The following is a 19,675-nucleotide window of genomic DNA, read 5'->3' as shown; positions in this document are numbered from 1 at the left end:
TGTATCAAATCCTTGAAAATATCTTAAAGAAATTTTCAGGGTTAACATGTTATTAATTTGTCAAAGGTTCGTTGTTTGCTGTCCTCAGCGACAGCTTCCTTATAATATCACTTTGTTGTGTCTTTGTCAAGAAGTTTTTTCAACTTTTTGATTTTCAAAACGTGATATCGAATGGTGTTTTTTGCTGTCGTATCAGCGACAGCTTGCTTATAATATCACTTCATTTTTAGAATGTCAACAGCTAATTTGAATTTTTTTGAATTTTTTCTAGTTGCTTCCAAGTGCCTTTTTCAAAGCCCCCATCAAAGCAGAGAAAGAGCCTCTACCAGCGTCGATACACATAGGATTTTTACATTGAGCTTATCCATCGCTTTATCATAATTGGACTTCGGAATAATACAGGTTGCGAATCCCATCTTGTCGGCTTCCTTCACTCGCTGCAGGACATTTGTGACACCTCGGATCTCCCCGGCAAGTCCAATCTCCCCGATAATCATCGTATCACTTGGCACAACTTTATTATTCATGCTGGATGCTATCGCAAACGCAACGCCTAAATCAACAGCAGTATCATTTACTTTCATACCACCAGCAATATTGACATATGCATCGTACCCCCACAGGTTCATGCCGACACGTTTTTCCATGACCGCCAAGATCAGATTCACGCGGTTATAATCAATTCCTACCGATGTACGCCGCGGCATATTAAAATTCGTCTGGCAGACAAGTGCCTGCAATTCTACCAGAATTGGACGTGTTCCTTCTAAGGAAGATACAACAACAGAGCCGGATACATTTTGCGGGCGTCCATTTAGGAGGGCCTGTGAAGGATTATCAACTTCCTCCAATCCTTTTTCTGTCATGGTAAATACGCCAATCTCATTCGTAGAGCCAAATCGGTTTTTCACACCACGCAAAATACGGAACCCATGATTCCGGTCACCTTCAAAATACAAGACGGAATCTACCATGTGTTCCAATGTACGTGGACCTGCCACATTTCCTTCTTTTGTGACATGTCCGACAATAAAGATCGCAATTCCATACTGCTTAGCTACCTGCATCAGTCTTGCCGTCACTTCGCGCACCTGTGTCACTGTACCCGGTGCCGATCCAACCTCTTCTACGACCATGGTCTGTATAGAATCAATAATCACCACGCTTGCATTGCTTTTCGTAATTACCCGCTCAATATTATCCATGTCATTGTCACACAGAAGAAGCATATCCTTCTCAAATACGCCAATCCGTTCTGCACGCATCTTGATCTGCGACAGCGATTCCTCCCCAGAGACATAGAGTACATTTACATTCTGATGCACCAGATTGCGGCACATCTGTAAGAGGATGGTTGATTTTCCGATTCCGGGATCACCGCCGACAAGCACCAGAGAGCCCTTGACGATACCTCCACCGAGCACACGGTCAAGTTCCCGCATACCGGTCTGCACGCGGCTTTCCTCCGCCGTTGTCACCTGCAAAATACCCATAGGACTGACTGCATCCTTCGGTTGCTTCACCGCTCCTTTGACACCAACTTTCACCTTTTCTTCTACAAATGTATTCCACGCACGGCATCCCGGACACTGTCCCTGCCATTTTGCAGACTCATATCCACATTCTTTACAAAAAAATATCTGTTTTTCCTTTGCTGCCATTGATTTCTCCTTATACAACAAAAGAGCTGCCATACCAGACATAACATATCATGTCCGGTGCGACAGCCCTGTCATTTCATCGAATTAGATTTTCTCTACAAGAATATCTACCATCTTAGCTGGTTCCAGCTCTACACTCAGATTCAGTTTGCCACCAAGGTTTGTCTTCATCTTTCCAACATATACCTTGTCAATATGAATCTTGTATTCCTTCTCAGCCTCTAACTCCAGCGTGATCTGGGAATCTTCTTCGCCTTCTACCACAAAATTCACTGCCTTATCTGTCGCGCGGAAGTCATGTACAACTGTACCAGGTACGGATTCATATACAAACATTCCATTTCTTTCCAGCTTCGTAATCTCACGGAAAGTTTTAATCTTATAGCTATCGCCCTGATACTGGAAGCCATCCTTCTTTGTCTTTGTTGCCAGTGCAAAATTACCAAAGCTCAAGGCTCCTGTCTCTTCTTCGCGGATCAGTTCATCAATCACTGCCATATTCTGTTCCTCCGTATTGTATTTTATAATTTCGTATCTCGAATTCGTTCTTGCTCAATTCTTTTTCATTATACAACAATTTTACATGAATTTCTACAAAATCTTACGTGGAATTTGTACAAAATTATTATTTTTTTGTGAACACAACTTTGCCATCCACCACGGTCATGCTTACCTTGTCGGATGCCTGAATCTTTCCGGACAGAATTTCCTCCGCCAGAGAATCTTCTATATTATTTTGAATTGCCCGTTTCAGTGGTCTTGCTCCATATTTCTTGTCGTAGCCTTTTTCGAAAATGAAGTTCTTCACTGTGTCGCCGTAGGTAAGTGTAATATCCATCTGTTTTGCCAGACGGTTCTTCAGTTCCTTCAGCATAAGCGCAGCAATTCCCTTGACATCCTCTTTCGAGAGTGCACGGAATACAATAATGTCATCAATACGGTTCAGAAATTCTGGTTTGAACATCCGCTTAATCTCTTCCATGACATTATTCTTCATATCTTTATGCTCGGACTCTGCATTTTCTACGTTAGAAAATCCCAATTTCTTCGGATCAACGATACGCTGTGCACCGGCATTACTTGTCATAATAATGATCGTATTCTTGAAATCCACGGTTCTTCCCTGTGAATCTGTGATACGTCCATCATCGAGTACCTGCAACAGCACATTAAACACATCCGGATGTGCCTTCTCAATCTCGTCAAACAAAATTACAGAATATGGATTCTTCCGTACCTGTTCGGAAAGCTGTCCACCCTCTTCAAAACCGACATAGCCCGGAGGCGAACCTATCATCTTCGATACGCTGTGTTTTTCCATATATTCAGACATATCCACACGGATAATCGCATTTTCATTGCCAAACATCGCTTCCGCAAGTGCCTTAGACAATTCTGTCTTACCAACACCAGTTGGTCCAAGGAACAAAAATGATCCAATCGGACGCTTCGGATCTTTCAAGCCAACTCTGCCACGGCGGATTGCCTTTGCCACAGTTTCCACCGCCTCATTCTGTCCCACCACACGCTTATGCAGAATCTCTTCCAGCTTCAACAACCGCTGAGACTCCGTCTGAGTAATCTTGCTGACCGGGATTTTTGTCCATACAGAAACAACATCCGTGACATCCTCTTCTGTCACAAGCATCTGTTCCTGCTCTTTTTCACGCATGTTATGTTTGGTCTTTTCGATTTTCTTATCTGTCTTATCCAGATCCTTCTTCAATGCCTGTGCCGCTTCGATATCGCCCTCTGCAAGCGCAGCCTCCAGCGCCTCTTCCAGATTATGGCGTGTCTCTTCTGCCTTCTTCGCCGTCTTATTTCCTGCAAAAATGCCGAGTTTCTTTCTCGAAGCTGCCTCATCGATCAGATCAATTGCCTTATCTGGCAGGAACCGGTCATTGATATAACGGATTGCATAATCCGTTGCCGCCTCTAACGCATCATCGGAAATGGTTACCCCATGATGTTCCTCGTACTTGCTACGCAAGCCCTGCAAGATGGCAATCGTCTCCTCACGCGTCGGTTCCTCCACATAAACTGGCTGAAACCGCCGTTCTAGCGCTGCATCTTTCTCGATATACTTCCGGTATTCTGTCCGCGTCGTCGCACCAATCATCTGCACTTCGCCACGGGACAATGCCGGCTTCAGGATATTAGACGCATCCATCGCGCCCTCGGCACCACCTGCGCCAATCAGCGTATGCAGTTCATCCACAAATAAAATTACATTTCCAGCAGCACGCACTTCCGCGATCACACGTTTGATACGCTCCTCAAACTCTCCACGATATTTCGAACCTGCCACCATACCAGACAAATCCAGACTCAAAATACGCTTGTCTGCGAGAATCTCCGGTACTGTGCCAGATGCGATCATCTGTGCCAGTCCCTCTACAACTGCGGTCTTACCAACACCCGGTTCTCCAACCAGACATGGATTGTTCTTCATACGGCGACACAGAATCTGCATCACGCGTTCCACTTCTGCATTTCTGCCAACAACAGGATCTAACCGGTCTTCCCGTGCTGCTTCCGTCAGATCACGGCTGTATTGCTCCAAAGTCGGAAATGAGGATTTCTTCTTGTTCTTTGGGTTGCTTAATGCGCCAAGCTCCCGTTTTGCCTGTGTCATATCCATACCAAGTGCCACTAATGTGTCCACAAAGGTTTTCTTTAAATTGACTGCCATCGAGTTTAAAAGCTTGATGGCAAGTGTATCTTCGGATTTTAAAATAGCAAGTAAAATATGCTCCGTACCGATCTTCTCGTTACGCAGCCTGTCCGCTTCTTTTTCTGCCTGTTCCAAAAGTGTATTCAGCTTATCTGAATACACAAGTGTCTTTATCTTCTTCGTTCCACTGTTTTGTTCCAGATATTTTAAAACAAAGGATTCGTCTGCCCCATTCTCCGCGAGAATCTTCCACGCAGTCACCCACGGACAGCTTAGCATACCATAGAGCAGATGCTCGGTACCGATATAGCTGAACTTCATCTGATGGGCAGTCTCCTCCATCACAGCAAGCACCTCCTGTGCCTGCTCTGTATATTCCAGTCTCATGTTTCTTTGTTACCTCCGTTTGCAATGTCGCCAAATTCTTTATACATATCCGTTATAATCTGGTGCATTTCAGCAAGACTGATATCTTTGCATATTGCCTCCGCAACCAGCATCTGCATATCCAGATTGACCTTTTCGAGCTGTTCCTTGCGCGAATCTACCGTCACGCAGACAACAGCTCCTTTTCTACGGTCAAGCTTCAGATATCCGTCATTTCGAAGTAATGCATATGCTTTGTTTACTGTGTGCATATTCACACCGATATCTTCCGCCAATTGCCGAACAGACGGCAACGACTCACCATTCTTGATTTTATCCTGTGCAATTCCCAGTATGATCTGATTCCGCAACTGCATATAAATTGCCTCGTTGCTGTTAAAATCAAGTTCAATGAACATAAAATTCCTTCTTCCTAATTACTGTTCATCGATGGCCTTACCAATATCATGTCGCATATATTTGTTCTCAAACTGAATCCATTCTGTTGCTTTATATGCGTTCGCACGTGCCTCTACCAATGTCTTTCCCTTCGCTGTCACACCTAATACACGGCCACCATTTGTTACAATTCCTTTATCTGTCTGTTTAGTTCCTGCATGGAATACATAGTATCCTTCTTTATCCTTAAATGTATCCAGACCGTCAATCACAAATCCCTTGTCATAATGCTCCGGATATCCGTCTGATGCGAGAACAACGCAGACCGCTGCCTGCTCGTCAAACTCCAGCTCTACCTCATCGAGCTTGCCATCGATACAGGCTTCCATCACATCAATGATATCGTTCTTCATACGTGGAAGTACGACCTGTGCCTCTGGATCGCCAAATCTCGCATTGTACTCCAGCACACGTGGGCCATCTGGTGTCAGCATCAGACCACAGAATAAAATTCCTGTGAAATCTCTGCCCTCCGCCTTCATCGCATCCATTGTCTTCTGGTAGACATGTTCCTTGCAGAATTTGTCTACATCATCTGTATAGAATGGGCTTGGTGAGAATGTTCCCATACCTCCGGTGTTAAGTCCCTGATCGCCGTCCTTCGCACGCTTGTGATCCTGTGCAGAAGCCATCGGCTTGATATGCGTTCCATCGCAGAAGCAGAGTACGGATACTTCCCGTCCTGTCATGAACTCTTCAATAACAATCTTATCTCCGGCAGAGCCAAACTGCTTGTCGAGCATCAATGTCTTGACGCCCTCCTTCGCCTCTTCAAGAGTGTTGCAGATCAACACACCTTTGCCAAGTGCAAGACCATCCGCCTTCAGTACGATTGGCATCTTGGCTGTCTCTAAATATGCAAGTGCCGCATCTGCATTATCAAATGTCTCATAGGCTGCAGATGGGATTCCATACTTCTTCATCAGGTCCTTGGAAAATGCCTTCGATCCTTCGATAATTGCTGCATTGGCTCTTGGTCCAAACACACGGATTCCAGCATCCATAAAAGCATCTGCAACACCGGCAACAAGCGGATCATCCGGTCCGACGATTGCAAGATCAATTTCCTTTTCCTTTGCGAATGAAACCAGTTTCTCTGCATCCATTACCGATATATCTACACAGGTTGCAAGCTGTGCAATACCTGCATTTCCAGGAGCTGCATAAAGCTCTGTCACACGTTTGCTCTGACTACACTTCCATGCAATGGCATGCTCTCTGCCACCGCCACCTACGATAAGTACTTTCATGATTTCCTCCTTTATTCGGTTCTATTCCTATGCTTCACCATTTGCGATCATATTGATAGCTGCCGGAAGTAGTTTCCACTCCGCCTCTTCCATCACACGTCTCTGCAGAATCTCCGGTGTATCTTCCGGTTTTACTTCGACTGCTTTCTGCAGAAGAATCGGGCCGGTATCCGTTCCCTTATCCACGTAATGCACGGTTGCACCGGTCAGCTTAACGCCACGGGCAAGTGCTGCCTCATGCACCTTCAATCCATAATACCCGGTTCCACAGAACGATGGAATCAGGGATGGGTGAATGTTGATAATCCTATTCTCATATTCCTCGATCATAGCTTCCGGAATCACAACCAAAAATCCCGCAAGTACAATCAGATCCGGCTTATATGCCCGGATTGTGGTAAGCAGTCCTTCATTAAATGCCGCACGGTTCTCGTAATCCTTCGGGGATACAACCTTTGCATCAATACCTGCTTTCTCTGCACGTTCCAATGCGCGCACACCATAATTGTTGCTGATCACACCGACCAGCTCTGTATTCGTGATCGTACCATCTGCAACAGCATCAATGATTGCCTGCAGATTCGTTCCGCCACCGGACACGCACACGACAACTCTTAGCATAATTCGACTCCTTTTTCTCCTGCCTTTGTCTCACCGATCACCCATGCCTTATCGCCAGTCTTCTCCAAAGCAGCAAGTGTTTTATCTACATCGGCAGCATCTACGGCAAGTACCATACCAATACCCATATTATATGTGTTGTACATCATCTTTTCTTCAATATCGCCAGTCTTTGCAAGAAGCTTGAAGATTGCTGGTACTTCATAGCTGTCCTTCTTCACGCTTGCAACAATACCGTCTGGCAGCATACGTGGAATATTCTCATAGAATCCACCACCTGTGATGTGGCTACAGCCCTTGATTGTCACACCAGCATCCTTCACACCGCGAAGTGCCTTCACATAGATTCTTGTCGGCGCAAGCAATGCCTCTCCAAGTGTTGTTCCAAGTTCATCATAATAGGTAGAAAGGCTTTCCTTTGTCATATCAAATACTTTGCGGACAAGCGAGAATCCGTTGCTATGTACACCCGTTGATGCAATACCAATCAACGCATCACCCGGCTTGATGTTCTGTCCTGTGATCATATCCTTCTTATCGCAAACACCAACTGCAAATCCTGCAAGATCGTACTCATCCTCCTGCATCAGTCCCGGATGCTCCGCGGTCTCACCACCGATCAGTGCAGCATCTGACTGTACACAGCCTTCTGCGACACCGCTGACGATCGTTGCGATCTTCTCCGGATAATTCTTTCCGCATGCAATATAGTCCAGGAAGAACAATGGCTCTCCACCTGCACAGGCAATATCATTGACGCACATTGCAACTGCATCAATACCGATTGTATCATGCTTATCCATCACCATCGCAAGCTTTACTTTCGTTCCACAGCCGTCTGTTCCGGATAACAAAACCGGCTCTTCCATATCCTTTATCGTGCTTAATGAAAATGCTCCGGAAAATCCACCAATGTTGGTCAGCACTTCTTTTCGCATCGTCTTCTTGATATGCTCTTTCATCAGTTCTACAGACTTGTAACCTGCCTCGATATCAACGCCAGCTTTTTTGTAATCCATAATCTTATCCTCCTGTTTTGGGCGAACCCTGTCTTCTTTTCATACCCGATAATTATAGTCGATATAGAACAGTTTGTAAACCTTGAAAATGTGTATTTTTTATGTCGGATTTTGTTGAATTTTCAGCGTATATATGCTACTTTTATAAGTGGGTGTTACTATTTTATTATCAGGTCTTTGTGCACAGGGTCTGTGCCGCGATAAAGACTTTCGGGGGTGTAATAATTTCATGAAGAAAAGCAACAAACGGCTAAACATTGGTTTTTTCACTTGTCATCTGGATAACGACTATGCTTACGAGGTTTGTAAAGGTGTCGATTATGCAGCAAAAGAACTTGACGTTAATCTGATCGTCTTTCCGGGCATGTATATGAACGCATCATATAATGATCCGAAAAATGCGCGGTTTGACTACCAGTATAATTCTATTTTTTATTATGCATCCAAGCATACACTGGATGCCCTGATCGTTTCGATTGGTTCAATCGGAAGCTTCCTGTCAGAAAACGATATGATTGCATTTTTGAAGAATTTCAATATTCCAATCCTCACGATTGAGATTGAAGTTCCAGGCTACCCATATCTGTATACAGAAGGTCGTACCGGCATGCGGCAGGCAATCGAGCATCTGATCACCGAACATCATAAGACAAAAATCGGTTTTGTCAGCGGAAGAAGAGAAAACGCAGACGCAAAAGAACGTCTGGATACCTACTGCCAGGTTCTGATGGATCATAACATTCCGGTAGAAGAAGACCGTATTGTGTATGGAAATTTCTCAGAATTTACTGAGGATATTGTAAATAATCTGCTGGATGCAAACCCGGATCTGGAAGCGATCGTCTTCGCAAACGATTCGATGGCAATCGGCGGTTACAACGCCATCAAAGCAAGGGGACTGGAAATTGGCAAGGATATTCTTGTGACTGGTTACGATGATGCCCCTGCTGCACTGGTATTAGATCCACCACTTACAACCGTTCATAACCATATCATCGACATGGGCTACCATGCCGTATACGAAGTATTGAATTTACTCGACCACGGAAGTACAAGCACAAGTATTTTAAGTTCCAGCCTGATCGTTCGTTCTTCGTGTGGCTGCGGCAATTATAAATTAAACAAAGCCAAGGAGCTGACTTCCGTTTTTGCAGCCAACGATCTGCAGAAAGCCAAAAATTATGTCTTAAATTATCTCTTTGATGATTACAAAGACAATTTCTACTACGAGGAACTGATTGAGCGGTTCTCAGAACCTTTGGAACTCATTTTAAAGCCGGTTGCGGATGGTTCCATGGCATTTGACGCTGCCGCTATTTCCGGTAGTCTGCTGGCCTTGATTGCCACAGACTTTGTCGACCTGTACTTCAGCAACGACAAGCTCACTCATGCGATACGCGAGTTGAATCAGTTGCTCTGTTCCCTCGTGGATGACAACAACCGGTGCAAGATTATGCGGTTATTCAACCAGCTTTATTCTGATATGCTGGCAAAATCGTCAAGCACCTTATATAACACGATTCACGATCACAAAAAGGCTGTGTGGTCCTCTATGTACATCACAAGAGATACACTGACATATAGTGACGACGAGGAATCCTGCTTCCGTCTCATCATGGATAAATTACAGGATGCACATTTTATAAGCTCCTATATGTACATCTATGAAGATCCAGTCATGCTGATGTCTGACGGTTCATGGAAGATTCCAAAGAACCTTTATCTTCAGGCATGCAACAATAACGGAAAAACCGTATACTTAAGCGGGGACGACCGATTGATTTCTTCGGATAAATTATTCTTCAACCAGTACACGTCCTATGACCGTCGGCGTACCCTCGTGATCACGCCACTGTTTACAAATAATATCCAATATGGATTGTTCGTCGGCGAGATTGGCATCGAGCATTTCCAGAATATCTATCCAAACAGTTTACAGCTTGCAACTTCATTGAACTTTATTTCTCTGATGAAGCAGCAGCTTCTTACCCAGAGCAAGCTTGCCAGCTCCGCATCTGAGCTGAGTGAAAAAAACAAGTTATTAAACAAACTGTCAATCACAGATGGTCTGACCGGCATTAACAACCGTCGCGGATTCTTAGACAGTGTACAGCACCTTGTCAACTCTTCCTACAACGAAGGAAAACCTGCTATGCTACTGTTTGCTGATATGGATAATCTAAAGCAGGTCAATGACCGCTTCGGACACAAAAATGGCGATTATGCAATCAAGAGCATTGCCCAGATCCTGCAGCAGAGCTTCGACACTGACGACGTCATCGGACGTATCGGCGGCGATGAGTTCGTAGCATTTTGCTTCCTAGACGATCCACACACACCGGATCATCTGTGCAGCAAAATAAAAGCGCTCTCCGAACATCTCAACGAGACGAACGGAAAGCCGTATTATGTCGATATCAGTTTGGGTGTTTCTACCTTCATCTGTAACCCGACATTGAACATCGAGGATGTTCTGCATCAGGCAGACGAATCGCTGTATGAACACAAGAAAAATAAACGAAAAGACGTATTGAAGCCAGTTTAAAAGCTGGCTTCATAAATTTGTTTTGTCACATCTGCTTTATTCATCGAATAAATATGTACGCCGGCAACGCCGTGTTTCTTGAGATCCAGAATTTGATTCACGGCATATTCAATGCCGGCTTTCTTCATATCTTCTGGATTCTCGCCGTACTTTGCGATCATATTACTCATTTCTACCGGAACCGAAGAGCCGGACAACGTTACACTCGTACCGAGCTGCTTTGCCGCTGTCACTGGCATAATACCTGCATGCACCGGAATATCAATGCCCGCTTTCTCCAATTTATCCATAAAAGAATAAAATGCGTTATTATCAAAAAACATCTGTGTGATCAGACAGTTCAATCCCAGATCTACCTTCTGTTTCAAATGTTGGATGTCCTCTTCCTGATTCTTAGACTCCGGGTGTACCTCTGGATAGCAGGCACCCGCGATAAAGAAATCTCCATTTTTCTTGATCTCTGGAATCAGATCGGTTGCATACTTAAAATAGCGCTGGTCGAATTCCTCCTGTGACATTGTTCTCGGCTTATCGCCACGCAATGCCAGAATATTCTCCACGCCTTTCTTTTTTAACTCAAACAGCAATGCACGAAGGCTTGCTTCATCCATACCGACCGCTGTCATATGCGCAAGCGCTTCCACCTCACAGATATTCTGAATATACGCTGCAATCGTTGCCGTTTTCTTACTGTTACTACCACCGGCACCATAAGTCACACTGATAAAATCCGGTTTCAATGTCTTAATCTCATCCAGTGTTTTATAAATCTGATAGATGTCATCATCACGCTTTGGCGGAAAAACCTCACACGAAAATACGACGCCCTTATGTTCCTTTTCCTGTATCATGTCATTCTCCTTTTGTATTTCCTAATATGCTTCCGGATTTGCCATCAGCAACAGCTTGTCATATAATTCCGGTGCTTCTTTTTTCAGACTGACCGGTTTGAAATCATTGTTTAAAAAGCAATGTGCTGTCGTTGCCGTATGCTTGACCGTCTTCATCCCTTCATCATAGATTTTGTAACTGATATAAAATTTGTATGCACTAACCTTGTAAATATCTGGAACTACCTTTACCACTTCTCCAAACTTCAGGCTCTCCGTGAATTTCTCAGATAACTCCAGCACAGGAATCATATATCCCATGCGTTCCAGCTCCGCATATGGCAGTCCGTAATACGCCATCATATCGATACGGCAGTCTTCCAGAATCCGCGCATAATTCGAATGATGTACAACCCCCATCCGGTCTGTCTCGTAATAATGAATGGTTCTTTCATAATATGGATATCTCGTCATGACTTCTGTTCCTTTTCTTCTTTTCCTGTTTCTTCTTCATATTCCAATTTCACAGGTTTCTTTTTCGCCGCTGCAAGCTTTACCTTGTTCTTCTCATCATATAACTCATTCGAGAGAAGCTGTCCAAGCTCCAGAATCTGTGCATAACGTTCTTCCTTGCTGAGTTCCTTGAGATTGCCCATCAACTCTGCTTTATTTTCTGCCACGATCCGAGTCTTTTCCTCCAACGTCTCTACCATCTTCGCATACTGCTGTTTCACCAGATCATACGAATCTGCCAACAGATCATTTACCTCCGTGAGCATCTCATCTGTGTAGATCAAAGATGCCGCATAGATGTCTCCGGCAGTCCGCAACGCTTCCCGATCCTCCGGCTCCAAATCGCCCGGATGAAATGCAGGAAGTGTGGACATCCGTTTTGTCACACGGATACGGCTGGCGTTCTGCTCCGCCTGCGTCAGAATTTCTTCTGCTTCCTTCTTTGCCTCTGTCAGAATCTTACCTTTCCGGTCATTGACTTCCCGGTAAATTTTCAGCTCGCCCTGTACGATATTTTCTAATTCCCGCAACAATCGTATTGTCTCTTCTTTATTAACCGATACCTTACCTGGCGCAAATGGAACATTTTGTCCATTCTCAACGCTATCGATCAGCTGCTCTATAATCTGATCTGTTCTTCCTTTTTCTATCATTGCTTTTGTCTACTTTCTTCTATATTTCATTCCGTCTTTTGCAAAACTCATTTTAATATACAAGCTTTTATTTTATATTTCAACCCTTTTGCATCGGAAATGAGACACAGGAATGAAATGCATCATCCTCTTCAAACATCTGCAGGCTGCCTTCAAGCTGCTTTACAATATGTCGAACGCTCTTCAATCCAATTCCGTGCTGTTGTTTATCTTTCTTCGTGGATTGCAGTTTTGGATTATGATGTAACACTGATGCATTTACCGTATTGATAATGTCGATATAATACATGCCCTTTTCTTCATACATCTCAAGCTGCACCTTGCGCAATTCCGCCTTCTCCGCAGCTTCCATCGCATTGTCCAGCAAATTGGATAACAGAATTGCAACATTCATGCTATCCTCCCGTGGCACTTCTCCGCTGATATGCATATCAAGCGTGATTGCATGCTGTTCCGCATAACTCAACTTGTCGTTCAACACGGCATTGATTTCTCCACTCGATTCATAATGAATCAGATTCATCTTTAACTGCCGATCCAAAATCTCTACCAGATGCAAGCGTGCCTGTTCATATTCTGCATTTTCAAGATAGCCTAAAATGATCAGAAGATAAGATTTCAAATCATGGTTCAGCCGTCTCGTTCGCTCATAAAGCTCACTCGTTCTTGAGTACATCGTCCCTTCATGGTCGAGCTGTTTGTTCAGAATTTCGTTTTCTTCCGTATAATGCTGGGATTTGAAAATCGCATACAGACAGCTTGCAATCAAGATCCCCGCCAACAGCAGTACTACTAAGAAAATGATAATCCACGTATGCTCATGCTCTTCTGTCTCCGGATTCTGGATCAGAAGTGCCAGCAGGCACGCCAATCCAAGTGTCAAAGCGCACGCCAACGCGACAACCAGTCTTTTAAGAAATTGCATGGTACATCCTCCTGACATACTTTGCATGCATTTCTCTTACATGCTCTGTATATTTCCGACTGACCGGGATTGGTGTCCGGTCATCCAGCAACACCCGTTTTGTATTGATTGAATAGATGTCCCGGATATTCACGATATACCCGACATGTGTGCGAACAAAGCCATAACGTTCCAGCCGTTCTGAAAAATCCGAGATTTTTGCACGAATCACCTGGTCATCTTTCCTTCGGAAATGTACGATCACATAATGCCGCTGACTTTCCAGATATGTAATATCACTGATCCGGATTTCCGCCTCGTCTTTTTCTATGAATATCTCTCCATACAAAGATTCTTCCCGAATCTCTTCAATCGCGCAAAGCAGCGCCTCCTCCAACTCTATGTGAAGGCGCTCCTTCCGGATAAACCGGAACGGTCTGTAATGAATCGCGGTAAATACCATATCTGCATGGTTTGTCACAAAGATTACTTTCACACGGCGTTCTGTCTGCTCCAGCCTTTTCGCAATCTCCATTCCATCGATTCCTGGCATATCAATATCCAGAAACAAAATATGCATGTCCTGCACAAGCGCAAAGCTCTTCAGGATATCATTTCCGCTTTTAAATGCCTGTATCTGATAGGTACATCCCTTTTCCCTTGCTTTTTCTTCCAGCAGCAGGAGTTCCCGGTTTATGATCTCTATATCCTTATCATTGTCATCGCATACTGCTATCTTTAATATCATATCTAAAACTCACATTACTACTAATCTATATAACTGATCAAATCTGCTGTCTCTTTTCTCGGTGTGGCATCCGGTGTAAATTTCGGAAATCCGATTGGGATCAGGGCTGCAACCGTCTTACCCTCTTCCAATCCGATTGCCTCTGCAACCTTCGCATCGTCAAATACGCCCATGATGCAACTTCCAACACCCTTATCATAAGCAGCCAGGCTAAATGTCATTGCCGCAATACCTGCATCAAACATCTCCCAGCCAGTACCCTTGCTTGTGGAGAAGCTTCCATCCTTCTCATACCCGCATCTGCCATTCACCTGGGTCAACACAACCAGATTTTTACACTTGGACAGTGTCTTTGCGTTGTGCTCAAATCCAAGCAGACAATCGTCACAGATTTTCTTTATAATTTCTTCATTCTGAATCAATATGTAGCGAAGCGTCTGTGTATTCTTCCATGTCGGAGCCATTTTTGCAGTGTCAATGATCTCTTCAAACAGTTCATGACTGATCAGCTCGTCCGTATACCGTCTCACACTTCTTCTTGTCTTTAATCCTTCTAATAATTCCATCGTTTCATCCTCCTAATATTTTATTTTTGCTTGAATCTATATTCAAGTTATGGTACTCTAATCACTGCGTAAGTCAGATAAGTGATTGCGGCTGCCACATCGGCAGGTGAGGAAAGTCCGGGCTCCATAGGGCAGGATGCCGGATAACGTCCGGTGGAGGTGACTCCCAGGCCAGTGCAACAGAAATAAACCGCCTCTGTCTTCGGACACGAGGTAAGGGTGGAAAGGCGAGGTAAGAGCTCACCGCTGTTCTGGTAACAGGGCAGGCTCTGTAAACCCCATCCGGAGCAAGACCAAACAGAAAACCATACAGTTGCCCGCTGTGTTTTCAGGTAGGTTGCTTGAGCCTTACGGTAACGTAAGGCCTAGATAGATAATCACTCTCGACATAACCCGGCTTATCGTCTGGCTTACGCTTTTAATTTCTTTCTGCTTAAACGTCGAAACAACCACCACCAACAAATTCCCGTAAAATCGAATTCATCGGAATATTCGTCACTTCCATTCCAAGGAAATAATCTAAAAACTTCAACAGACGTTTTGCCTCATAATATTCATCGCAATCCTTTGGTACCGAGAACAAAAGTGGCTCCGCATACTGTTTGATCACACTCAGCTCGTAGATCAGTGCAGAGTTAAACATCACATCTGCTTCCTCCTGATAAGGGAAGATATATTTTTCTTCGCCGCGTCGCACTGATGGCCACATCGCAATCGTCTCGCGCGCATCATTTCCGCGTGTACGCGCATCCCGGACAATTCGTCGAATCAATCTTCCATCTGTCGTAGGTATCCGGTTATGGTCATCAATGTTGATCTGCGTCAGCGCACTGATGTAAATCTTGAATTTGCTATCATCAGAAAGTCCTTCTGTCATCAGCGGATTTAGTGCATGGATGCCTTCTGCAACCAACACATCTCCTGCATTCAGTTTTAGTTTTTTGCCTTTATATTCCTTTCTTCCCTGTTTGAAATTAAACGTTGGAATTGGAATTTCTTCTCCAGCAAGCAGTTTCTTCATATCCGAATGGAACAGATCAAGATCCATCGCCTCAATGCATTCAAAATCGTAATTACCATTCTCATCCTTCGGTGTATGCTCCCGATCCACAAAATAATTATCAAGCGCAAGGGGATACGGACGCAGACCATGTGCACGAAGCTGTACACTTAATCGATGAGAAAATGTCGTTTTTCCGGAAGAACTCGGTCCTGCGATTAAAACAATCTTCTTTTCCCCTGCGCGGATCATATCAGCGATCTGTGCAATCTGTTTTTCCTGCAATGCCTCATGGACAAGCATCAGTTCCCGGATATCTCCCTTTGTAATACACTCATTCAGCTGTCCAACATTGCTGACATCCAGCGTCTGGCTCCACTCATCCGACGTCTTCAATACAGAGAATAGTTTCTCCCGTGGTTCAAACTCCGGTATGATTTCCGGTTCTTCCCGTGTTGGTGCCATCAGCATAAATCCCGTATCATACGGAACAAGATCATAACAGGTTATATAACCGGTTGACGGTACCATATATCCATAAAAATAATCCTCATAATCTTCAATACTGTACAGGTTTGCCTTAGACACACGTCTGTATCGGAATAAACGTTCCTTATCAAAGCGTCCCTGTTTTGCAAACCGCTGTACTGCTTCCTCTGTGGAAACCGACTCCTTGATGATCGCAATATCCTTACGAACCAATTCATTCATACGATTTTTCACGCGGAATAAGATATCTTTTGTCACCGGAACTTCCTCCGATACCATACGGTCACCCTCGCGGAAATTCTTCAGCAATCTGCAATAATACCCCTTGCCAAGCGAATACATTACCTTAACGCTGTAACCGCTTCCCATAACATCCGAAAATGCTTTCACCATAAGGAATGTCAGGCTTCGCTTATATGTGTCCATACCAATTACAGAAGTCTTCTCTACAAGCTTCAATTCCACATCTCGGTCTAACAGCTTTCCAAGCTCGCAAAGCTTCCGGTTGCAAAATGCAAGCACATACTTCTGCTTATTCTCCTGCATATGCGCGTGTACAAATTCCGTGATTGCAGAAAATTTATCCACCTCATACACTTTTCCGTCCATCGTAACCTTGATTTTTTCCATAACACCCACTCCTTTCACGCACATCTATAAAATCGAAAACGGCACCCCAACGTCCGCGATTCCAATTTCAACATCCATACAATATCCTTTTAGATATTCATACATGATATGCATAAATATATGTTCCAAGCCATAATGGGACGCATCCAGAATCGTAAGCCCCATCTCATTTGCATCCAGCCCTTCATGATGTCCGATATCTCCTGTAATCAGACAATCTGCTTTTTTCTGCACCGCCTCATTGATCACACTCTTGCCAGAGCCAGGACAGATCGCAATTTTTTCCACTGTGTCATTTGGATTTCCATACAATATCACATTTTTTAAATCAAATTTCTCTTTGATTAAAACTACAAGCGCTGTTACAGTCGTCGCTGCCGGAAGATATCCAACCTCGCCAATTCCTTCGCCATCTTTCGTTTCTTCCAGCACTTCCATGTTCTGAAGTCCAAGCATCGCTGCTGCTTCCTTCGCCATACCGCCGATCGTATCGAAATTCGTATGCATCGCATAGCAGGCAATCCCATGTTCAATCAGCTTCAAAATCTTCCGTCCCAGCACAGTCTCATCATTTACGCGATCTACTTTGCCAAAAATCATCGGATGATGGGATACAATCATATCTACGTTCTGCGCGACCGCAGCATCCACAATCTCTTCTGTAACATCGACAACCAGCATCAGCTTATGAACTTCTTTGTCCCGCCTGCCTACCAGCAATCCTACATGATCCCAATCCATCGCATACTCGATGGGTGCTTTCTTCTCCAACAACTGGATAATCTCATCACACCGCATTCTATCACCTCTCATCTCATCCATGATTCCACGTCATCGCGCGCGCAAGCAACAAAAGCTCCTCTTCCAACTCTTTCCGTCTTCGTTTCGAAGATACTGTATCCTGCAGAGATAAACGATTCTGCAATTCCTGCATTTTATGCTGTTCTTCCATCAAATATTCCTGAAAAACCGGATTTTCCTTCCGAAGCAACACCGGACCATACTTCAATTCCACATTATCCATCTGTGGCAGTTTCTTCGTTCCCGTGTTTTTTATTGCCTTGATTATTGTGTAAAACTTTCCATCTTCCTGCAAAAAATCTTCATCTATGATTATGTACCGCTCTTCCTGCAGATACGATCTGACCGCCTGCGGCTCTGACTGAGGCTGTAAAATCAGCCCAATCCCCGCATCCAGATGTGCTTTTCCATTTTGCAGAATAGTTTTCATGAGTTCTCCGCCCATTCCGGCAAGCACCGCCCATGTTGCTTCGCCCGGTTCCATAGCTTCAAACCCATTGGATAATCTCGTTTCTACACTTTTTGCAAATCCATATTCCTGAATATGTGTCTGCGCAATGGAGAGTGGTCCTTTCCGCACGTCCATCGCTATAACACGCTCTGCCAAGCCATCTCTTACACATGCCATTGATACAAACGCATGATCGCAGCCAATATCCGCCACACACGGAATCTTCCCGTGGGACAGCTTTTCCTGCTGAAGCATCGCAAGAATCGACTGCATACGGTTTGACAATGGTATTTTCTTGTCCCGATTCTGCATATTAGTCATTGGCATCCAGGTAATCCTTCAATTTTCTGCTCTTGCTAGGATGTCTTAATCTACGAAGTGCCTTTGCCTCAATCTGACGGATACGCTCTCTTGTAACCTGGAATTCCTTACCAACTTCCTCCAACGTTCTTGCACGTCCATCATCCATACCAAACCGCAAACGCAATACCTTCTGTTCTCGTTCTGTCAGTGTATCAAGCACCTCATTTAACTGATCACGCAGTAAGTTGCTCGCTGCCGCCTCTGCCGGCACTGGTACATTCTGATCCTGAATAAAATCGCCTAAATGACTATCTTCCTCTTCACCAATTGGCGTCTCCAGAGATACAGGCTCCTGTGAGATCTTTAAGATCTCCCGTACACGCTCTACAGAGATTCCCATACGCTCTGCGATCTCCTCCGGCAATGGTTCTCTTCCAAGCTCCTGCAGAAGCTGTCTGGACTCGCGAATCAGCTTATTGATTGTCTCTACCATATGCACTGGAATACGGATTGTTCTTGCCTGATCAGCGATTGCTCTTGTGATTGCCTGGCGAATCCACCATGTTGCATACGTACTGAACTTATATCCTTTTTCATAATCAAACTTCTCAACAGCTTTGATCAAACCAAGGTTACCTTCCTGAATCAGATCCAGAAACAGCATACCACGACCAACATAACGTTTTGCAATGCTGACAACCAGTCTGAGGTTCGCCTCTGCCAGCTTCTGCTTTGCCTTTTCATCACCGGCCTCCATCCGCTTTGCCAGTTCAATCTCTTCCTCCGCCGTCAGCAATGGCACCTTACCAATCTCCTTCAGATACATACGAACCGGGTCTTCGATGCTGACACCGTCTGGTACAGAGAGATCAATCTTCTCAATGTCAATATCTGCGTCCTCTGCGTCCTCCAGAATCATGTCATCTAAGATCTCATCGTCCTCCTCTGTCTCTGACAAAACAGCGACATGGTGTTCATCGAGATAATCGAAGATTTTTGTCATCATATCTGTATTAAGCTCAATATCCGGCTTTCCAACAAAATAGTTGACGATTTCTGTGTCAATCAATGTGTTATCATTTTTCTTCGCCATATCGACAAGATTGTCCAGATGCTCTTTCATCTGGTCTGAATTCATGATATTCTCGTTTGTCGCCTTTGTTGTCTGCTTTGTGTCCTTATCTGTTACTTT

At 44.4% G+C, this 19,675-nt stretch carries 18 protein-coding genes and 1 other RNA gene; 2 read left to right on the top strand and 17 right to left on the bottom strand.

What is annotated here, in order from left to right; genetic code table 11:
- Window positions 1-302 precede the first annotated feature (302 nt).
- The 7 genes from radA to purM form a co-directional block, all read right to left on the bottom strand.
- On the bottom strand, window positions 303-1,661 hold the full coding sequence (gene radA / locus AAAT93_RS01665) for a DNA repair protein RadA (protein ID WP_021985636.1): 1,359 nt from the start codon (window positions 1,659-1,661) through the stop codon (window positions 303-305).
- 84 nt (window positions 1,662-1,745) lie between these two features.
- The gene (locus AAAT93_RS01660; RefSeq protein ID WP_021985637.1) at window positions 1,746-2,159 is read right to left on the bottom strand and encodes a hypothetical protein; all 414 of its coding nucleotides are present in this window, start codon (window positions 2,157-2,159) and stop codon (window positions 1,746-1,748) included.
- Between the two features lie 127 nt (window positions 2,160-2,286).
- Window positions 2,287-4,722 carry an ATP-dependent Clp protease ATP-binding subunit gene (locus AAAT93_RS01655; protein WP_021985638.1) on the bottom strand — a complete coding sequence of 812 codons (2,436 nt, stop codon included), beginning with the start codon at window positions 4,720-4,722 and terminating at the stop codon, window positions 2,287-2,289.
- A complete protein-coding gene (locus AAAT93_RS01650) occupies window positions 4,719-5,120 on the bottom strand; it encodes a GntR family transcriptional regulator (protein ID WP_118734855.1) in 402 nt (133 codons plus the stop codon). The genes AAAT93_RS01655 and AAAT93_RS01650 overlap by 4 nt, the downstream gene beginning before the upstream one ends.
- A gap of 18 nt (window positions 5,121-5,138) precedes the next feature.
- Window positions 5,139-6,410 (bottom strand): phosphoribosylamine--glycine ligase, encoded by a 1,272-nt coding sequence (purD, locus tag AAAT93_RS01645; RefSeq protein WP_021985640.1) that lies wholly within the window; start codon window positions 6,408-6,410, stop codon window positions 5,139-5,141.
- Window positions 6,411-6,437: 27 nt separating this feature from the next.
- Complete coding sequence (gene purN, locus AAAT93_RS01640; RefSeq protein ID WP_021985641.1) at window positions 6,438-7,031, bottom strand: phosphoribosylglycinamide formyltransferase; 594 nt, start codon at window positions 7,029-7,031, stop codon at window positions 6,438-6,440.
- On the bottom strand, window positions 7,025-8,050 hold the full coding sequence (purM, locus tag AAAT93_RS01635) for a phosphoribosylformylglycinamidine cyclo-ligase (RefSeq protein ID WP_021985642.1): 1,026 nt from the start codon (window positions 8,048-8,050) through the stop codon (window positions 7,025-7,027). Before purM ends, purN begins: the two co-directional genes overlap by 7 nt.
- Window positions 8,051-8,279: 229 nt before the next feature.
- On the opposite strand from purM, the gene AAAT93_RS01630 reads away from it, so the two are divergent.
- Window positions 8,280-10,595 (top strand): diguanylate cyclase domain-containing protein, encoded by a 2,316-nt coding sequence (locus AAAT93_RS01630; protein ID WP_227573350.1) that lies wholly within the window; start codon window positions 8,280-8,282, stop codon window positions 10,593-10,595.
- Here the strand turns inward: AAAT93_RS01630 and metF are convergent.
- From metF to AAAT93_RS01600, 6 genes are all read right to left on the bottom strand, one after another.
- Window positions 10,592-11,446, bottom strand: coding sequence for a methylenetetrahydrofolate reductase [NAD(P)H] (gene metF / locus AAAT93_RS01625; protein ID WP_021985644.1), 855 nt, complete (start codon window positions 11,444-11,446; stop codon window positions 10,592-10,594). The two genes, AAAT93_RS01630 and metF, sit on opposite strands and share 4 nt — an antisense overlap.
- Before the next feature lie 21 nt (window positions 11,447-11,467).
- On the bottom strand, window positions 11,468-11,899 hold the full coding sequence (locus AAAT93_RS01620; RefSeq protein WP_021985645.1) for an acyl-CoA thioesterase: 432 nt from the start codon (window positions 11,897-11,899) through the stop codon (window positions 11,468-11,470).
- On the bottom strand, window positions 11,896-12,591 hold the full coding sequence (locus tag AAAT93_RS01615) for a hypothetical protein (RefSeq protein ID WP_021985646.1): 696 nt from the start codon (window positions 12,589-12,591) through the stop codon (window positions 11,896-11,898). The genes AAAT93_RS01620 and AAAT93_RS01615 overlap by 4 nt, the downstream gene beginning before the upstream one ends.
- A gap of 79 nt (window positions 12,592-12,670) precedes the next feature.
- Complete coding sequence (locus tag AAAT93_RS01610; protein WP_021985647.1) at window positions 12,671-13,516, bottom strand: sensor histidine kinase; 846 nt, start codon at window positions 13,514-13,516, stop codon at window positions 12,671-12,673.
- Window positions 13,503-14,243: a LytR/AlgR family response regulator transcription factor gene (locus AAAT93_RS01605; RefSeq protein ID WP_021985648.1), complete on the bottom strand. Its 741-nt coding sequence runs from the start codon at window positions 14,241-14,243 to the stop codon at window positions 13,503-13,505. The genes AAAT93_RS01610 and AAAT93_RS01605 overlap by 14 nt, the downstream gene beginning before the upstream one ends.
- A gap of 20 nt (window positions 14,244-14,263) precedes the next feature.
- A complete protein-coding gene (locus tag AAAT93_RS01600; protein WP_021985649.1) occupies window positions 14,264-14,809 on the bottom strand; it encodes a nitroreductase family protein in 546 nt (181 codons plus the stop codon).
- A 69-nt stretch (window positions 14,810-14,878) separates the two neighbouring features.
- On the opposite strand from AAAT93_RS01600, the gene rnpB reads away from it, so the two are divergent.
- Window positions 14,879-15,226: RNase P RNA component class A (rnpB, locus tag AAAT93_RS01595), an RNA gene on the top strand.
- 16 nt (window positions 15,227-15,242) lie between these two features.
- Here the strand turns inward: rnpB and AAAT93_RS01590 are convergent.
- From AAAT93_RS01590 to rpoD, 4 genes are read right to left on the bottom strand one after another with little or no spacing between them, the layout of a single operon-like run.
- Entirely contained in the window at window positions 15,243-16,928 is a 1,686-nt protein-coding gene (locus AAAT93_RS01590) for a nucleoside kinase (protein ID WP_117781193.1), read from the bottom strand.
- A 24-nt stretch (window positions 16,929-16,952) separates the two neighbouring features.
- On the bottom strand, window positions 16,953-17,741 hold the full coding sequence (locus tag AAAT93_RS01585) for a Nif3-like dinuclear metal center hexameric protein (protein ID WP_227573349.1): 789 nt from the start codon (window positions 17,739-17,741) through the stop codon (window positions 16,953-16,955).
- Between the two features lies 1 nt (window position 17,742).
- Complete coding sequence (locus AAAT93_RS01580; RefSeq protein WP_227573348.1) at window positions 17,743-18,492, bottom strand: tRNA (adenine(22)-N(1))-methyltransferase; 750 nt, start codon at window positions 18,490-18,492, stop codon at window positions 17,743-17,745.
- A gap of 1 nt (window position 18,493) precedes the next feature.
- Complete coding sequence (gene rpoD, locus AAAT93_RS01575; protein ID WP_227573353.1) at window positions 18,494-19,621, bottom strand: RNA polymerase sigma factor RpoD; 1,128 nt, start codon at window positions 19,619-19,621, stop codon at window positions 18,494-18,496.
- Window positions 19,622-19,675 lie beyond the last annotated feature (54 nt).

Source organism: Coprococcus hominis (ex Arizal et al. 2022) (assembly GCF_040094675.1).
GTDB classification, from domain to species: domain Bacteria; phylum Bacillota; class Clostridia; order Lachnospirales; family Lachnospiraceae; genus Coprococcus_C; species Coprococcus_C hominis.
Note: the sequence above shows the minus strand (reverse complement) of the source record. Positions and strands in the feature narration are given on the sequence as shown.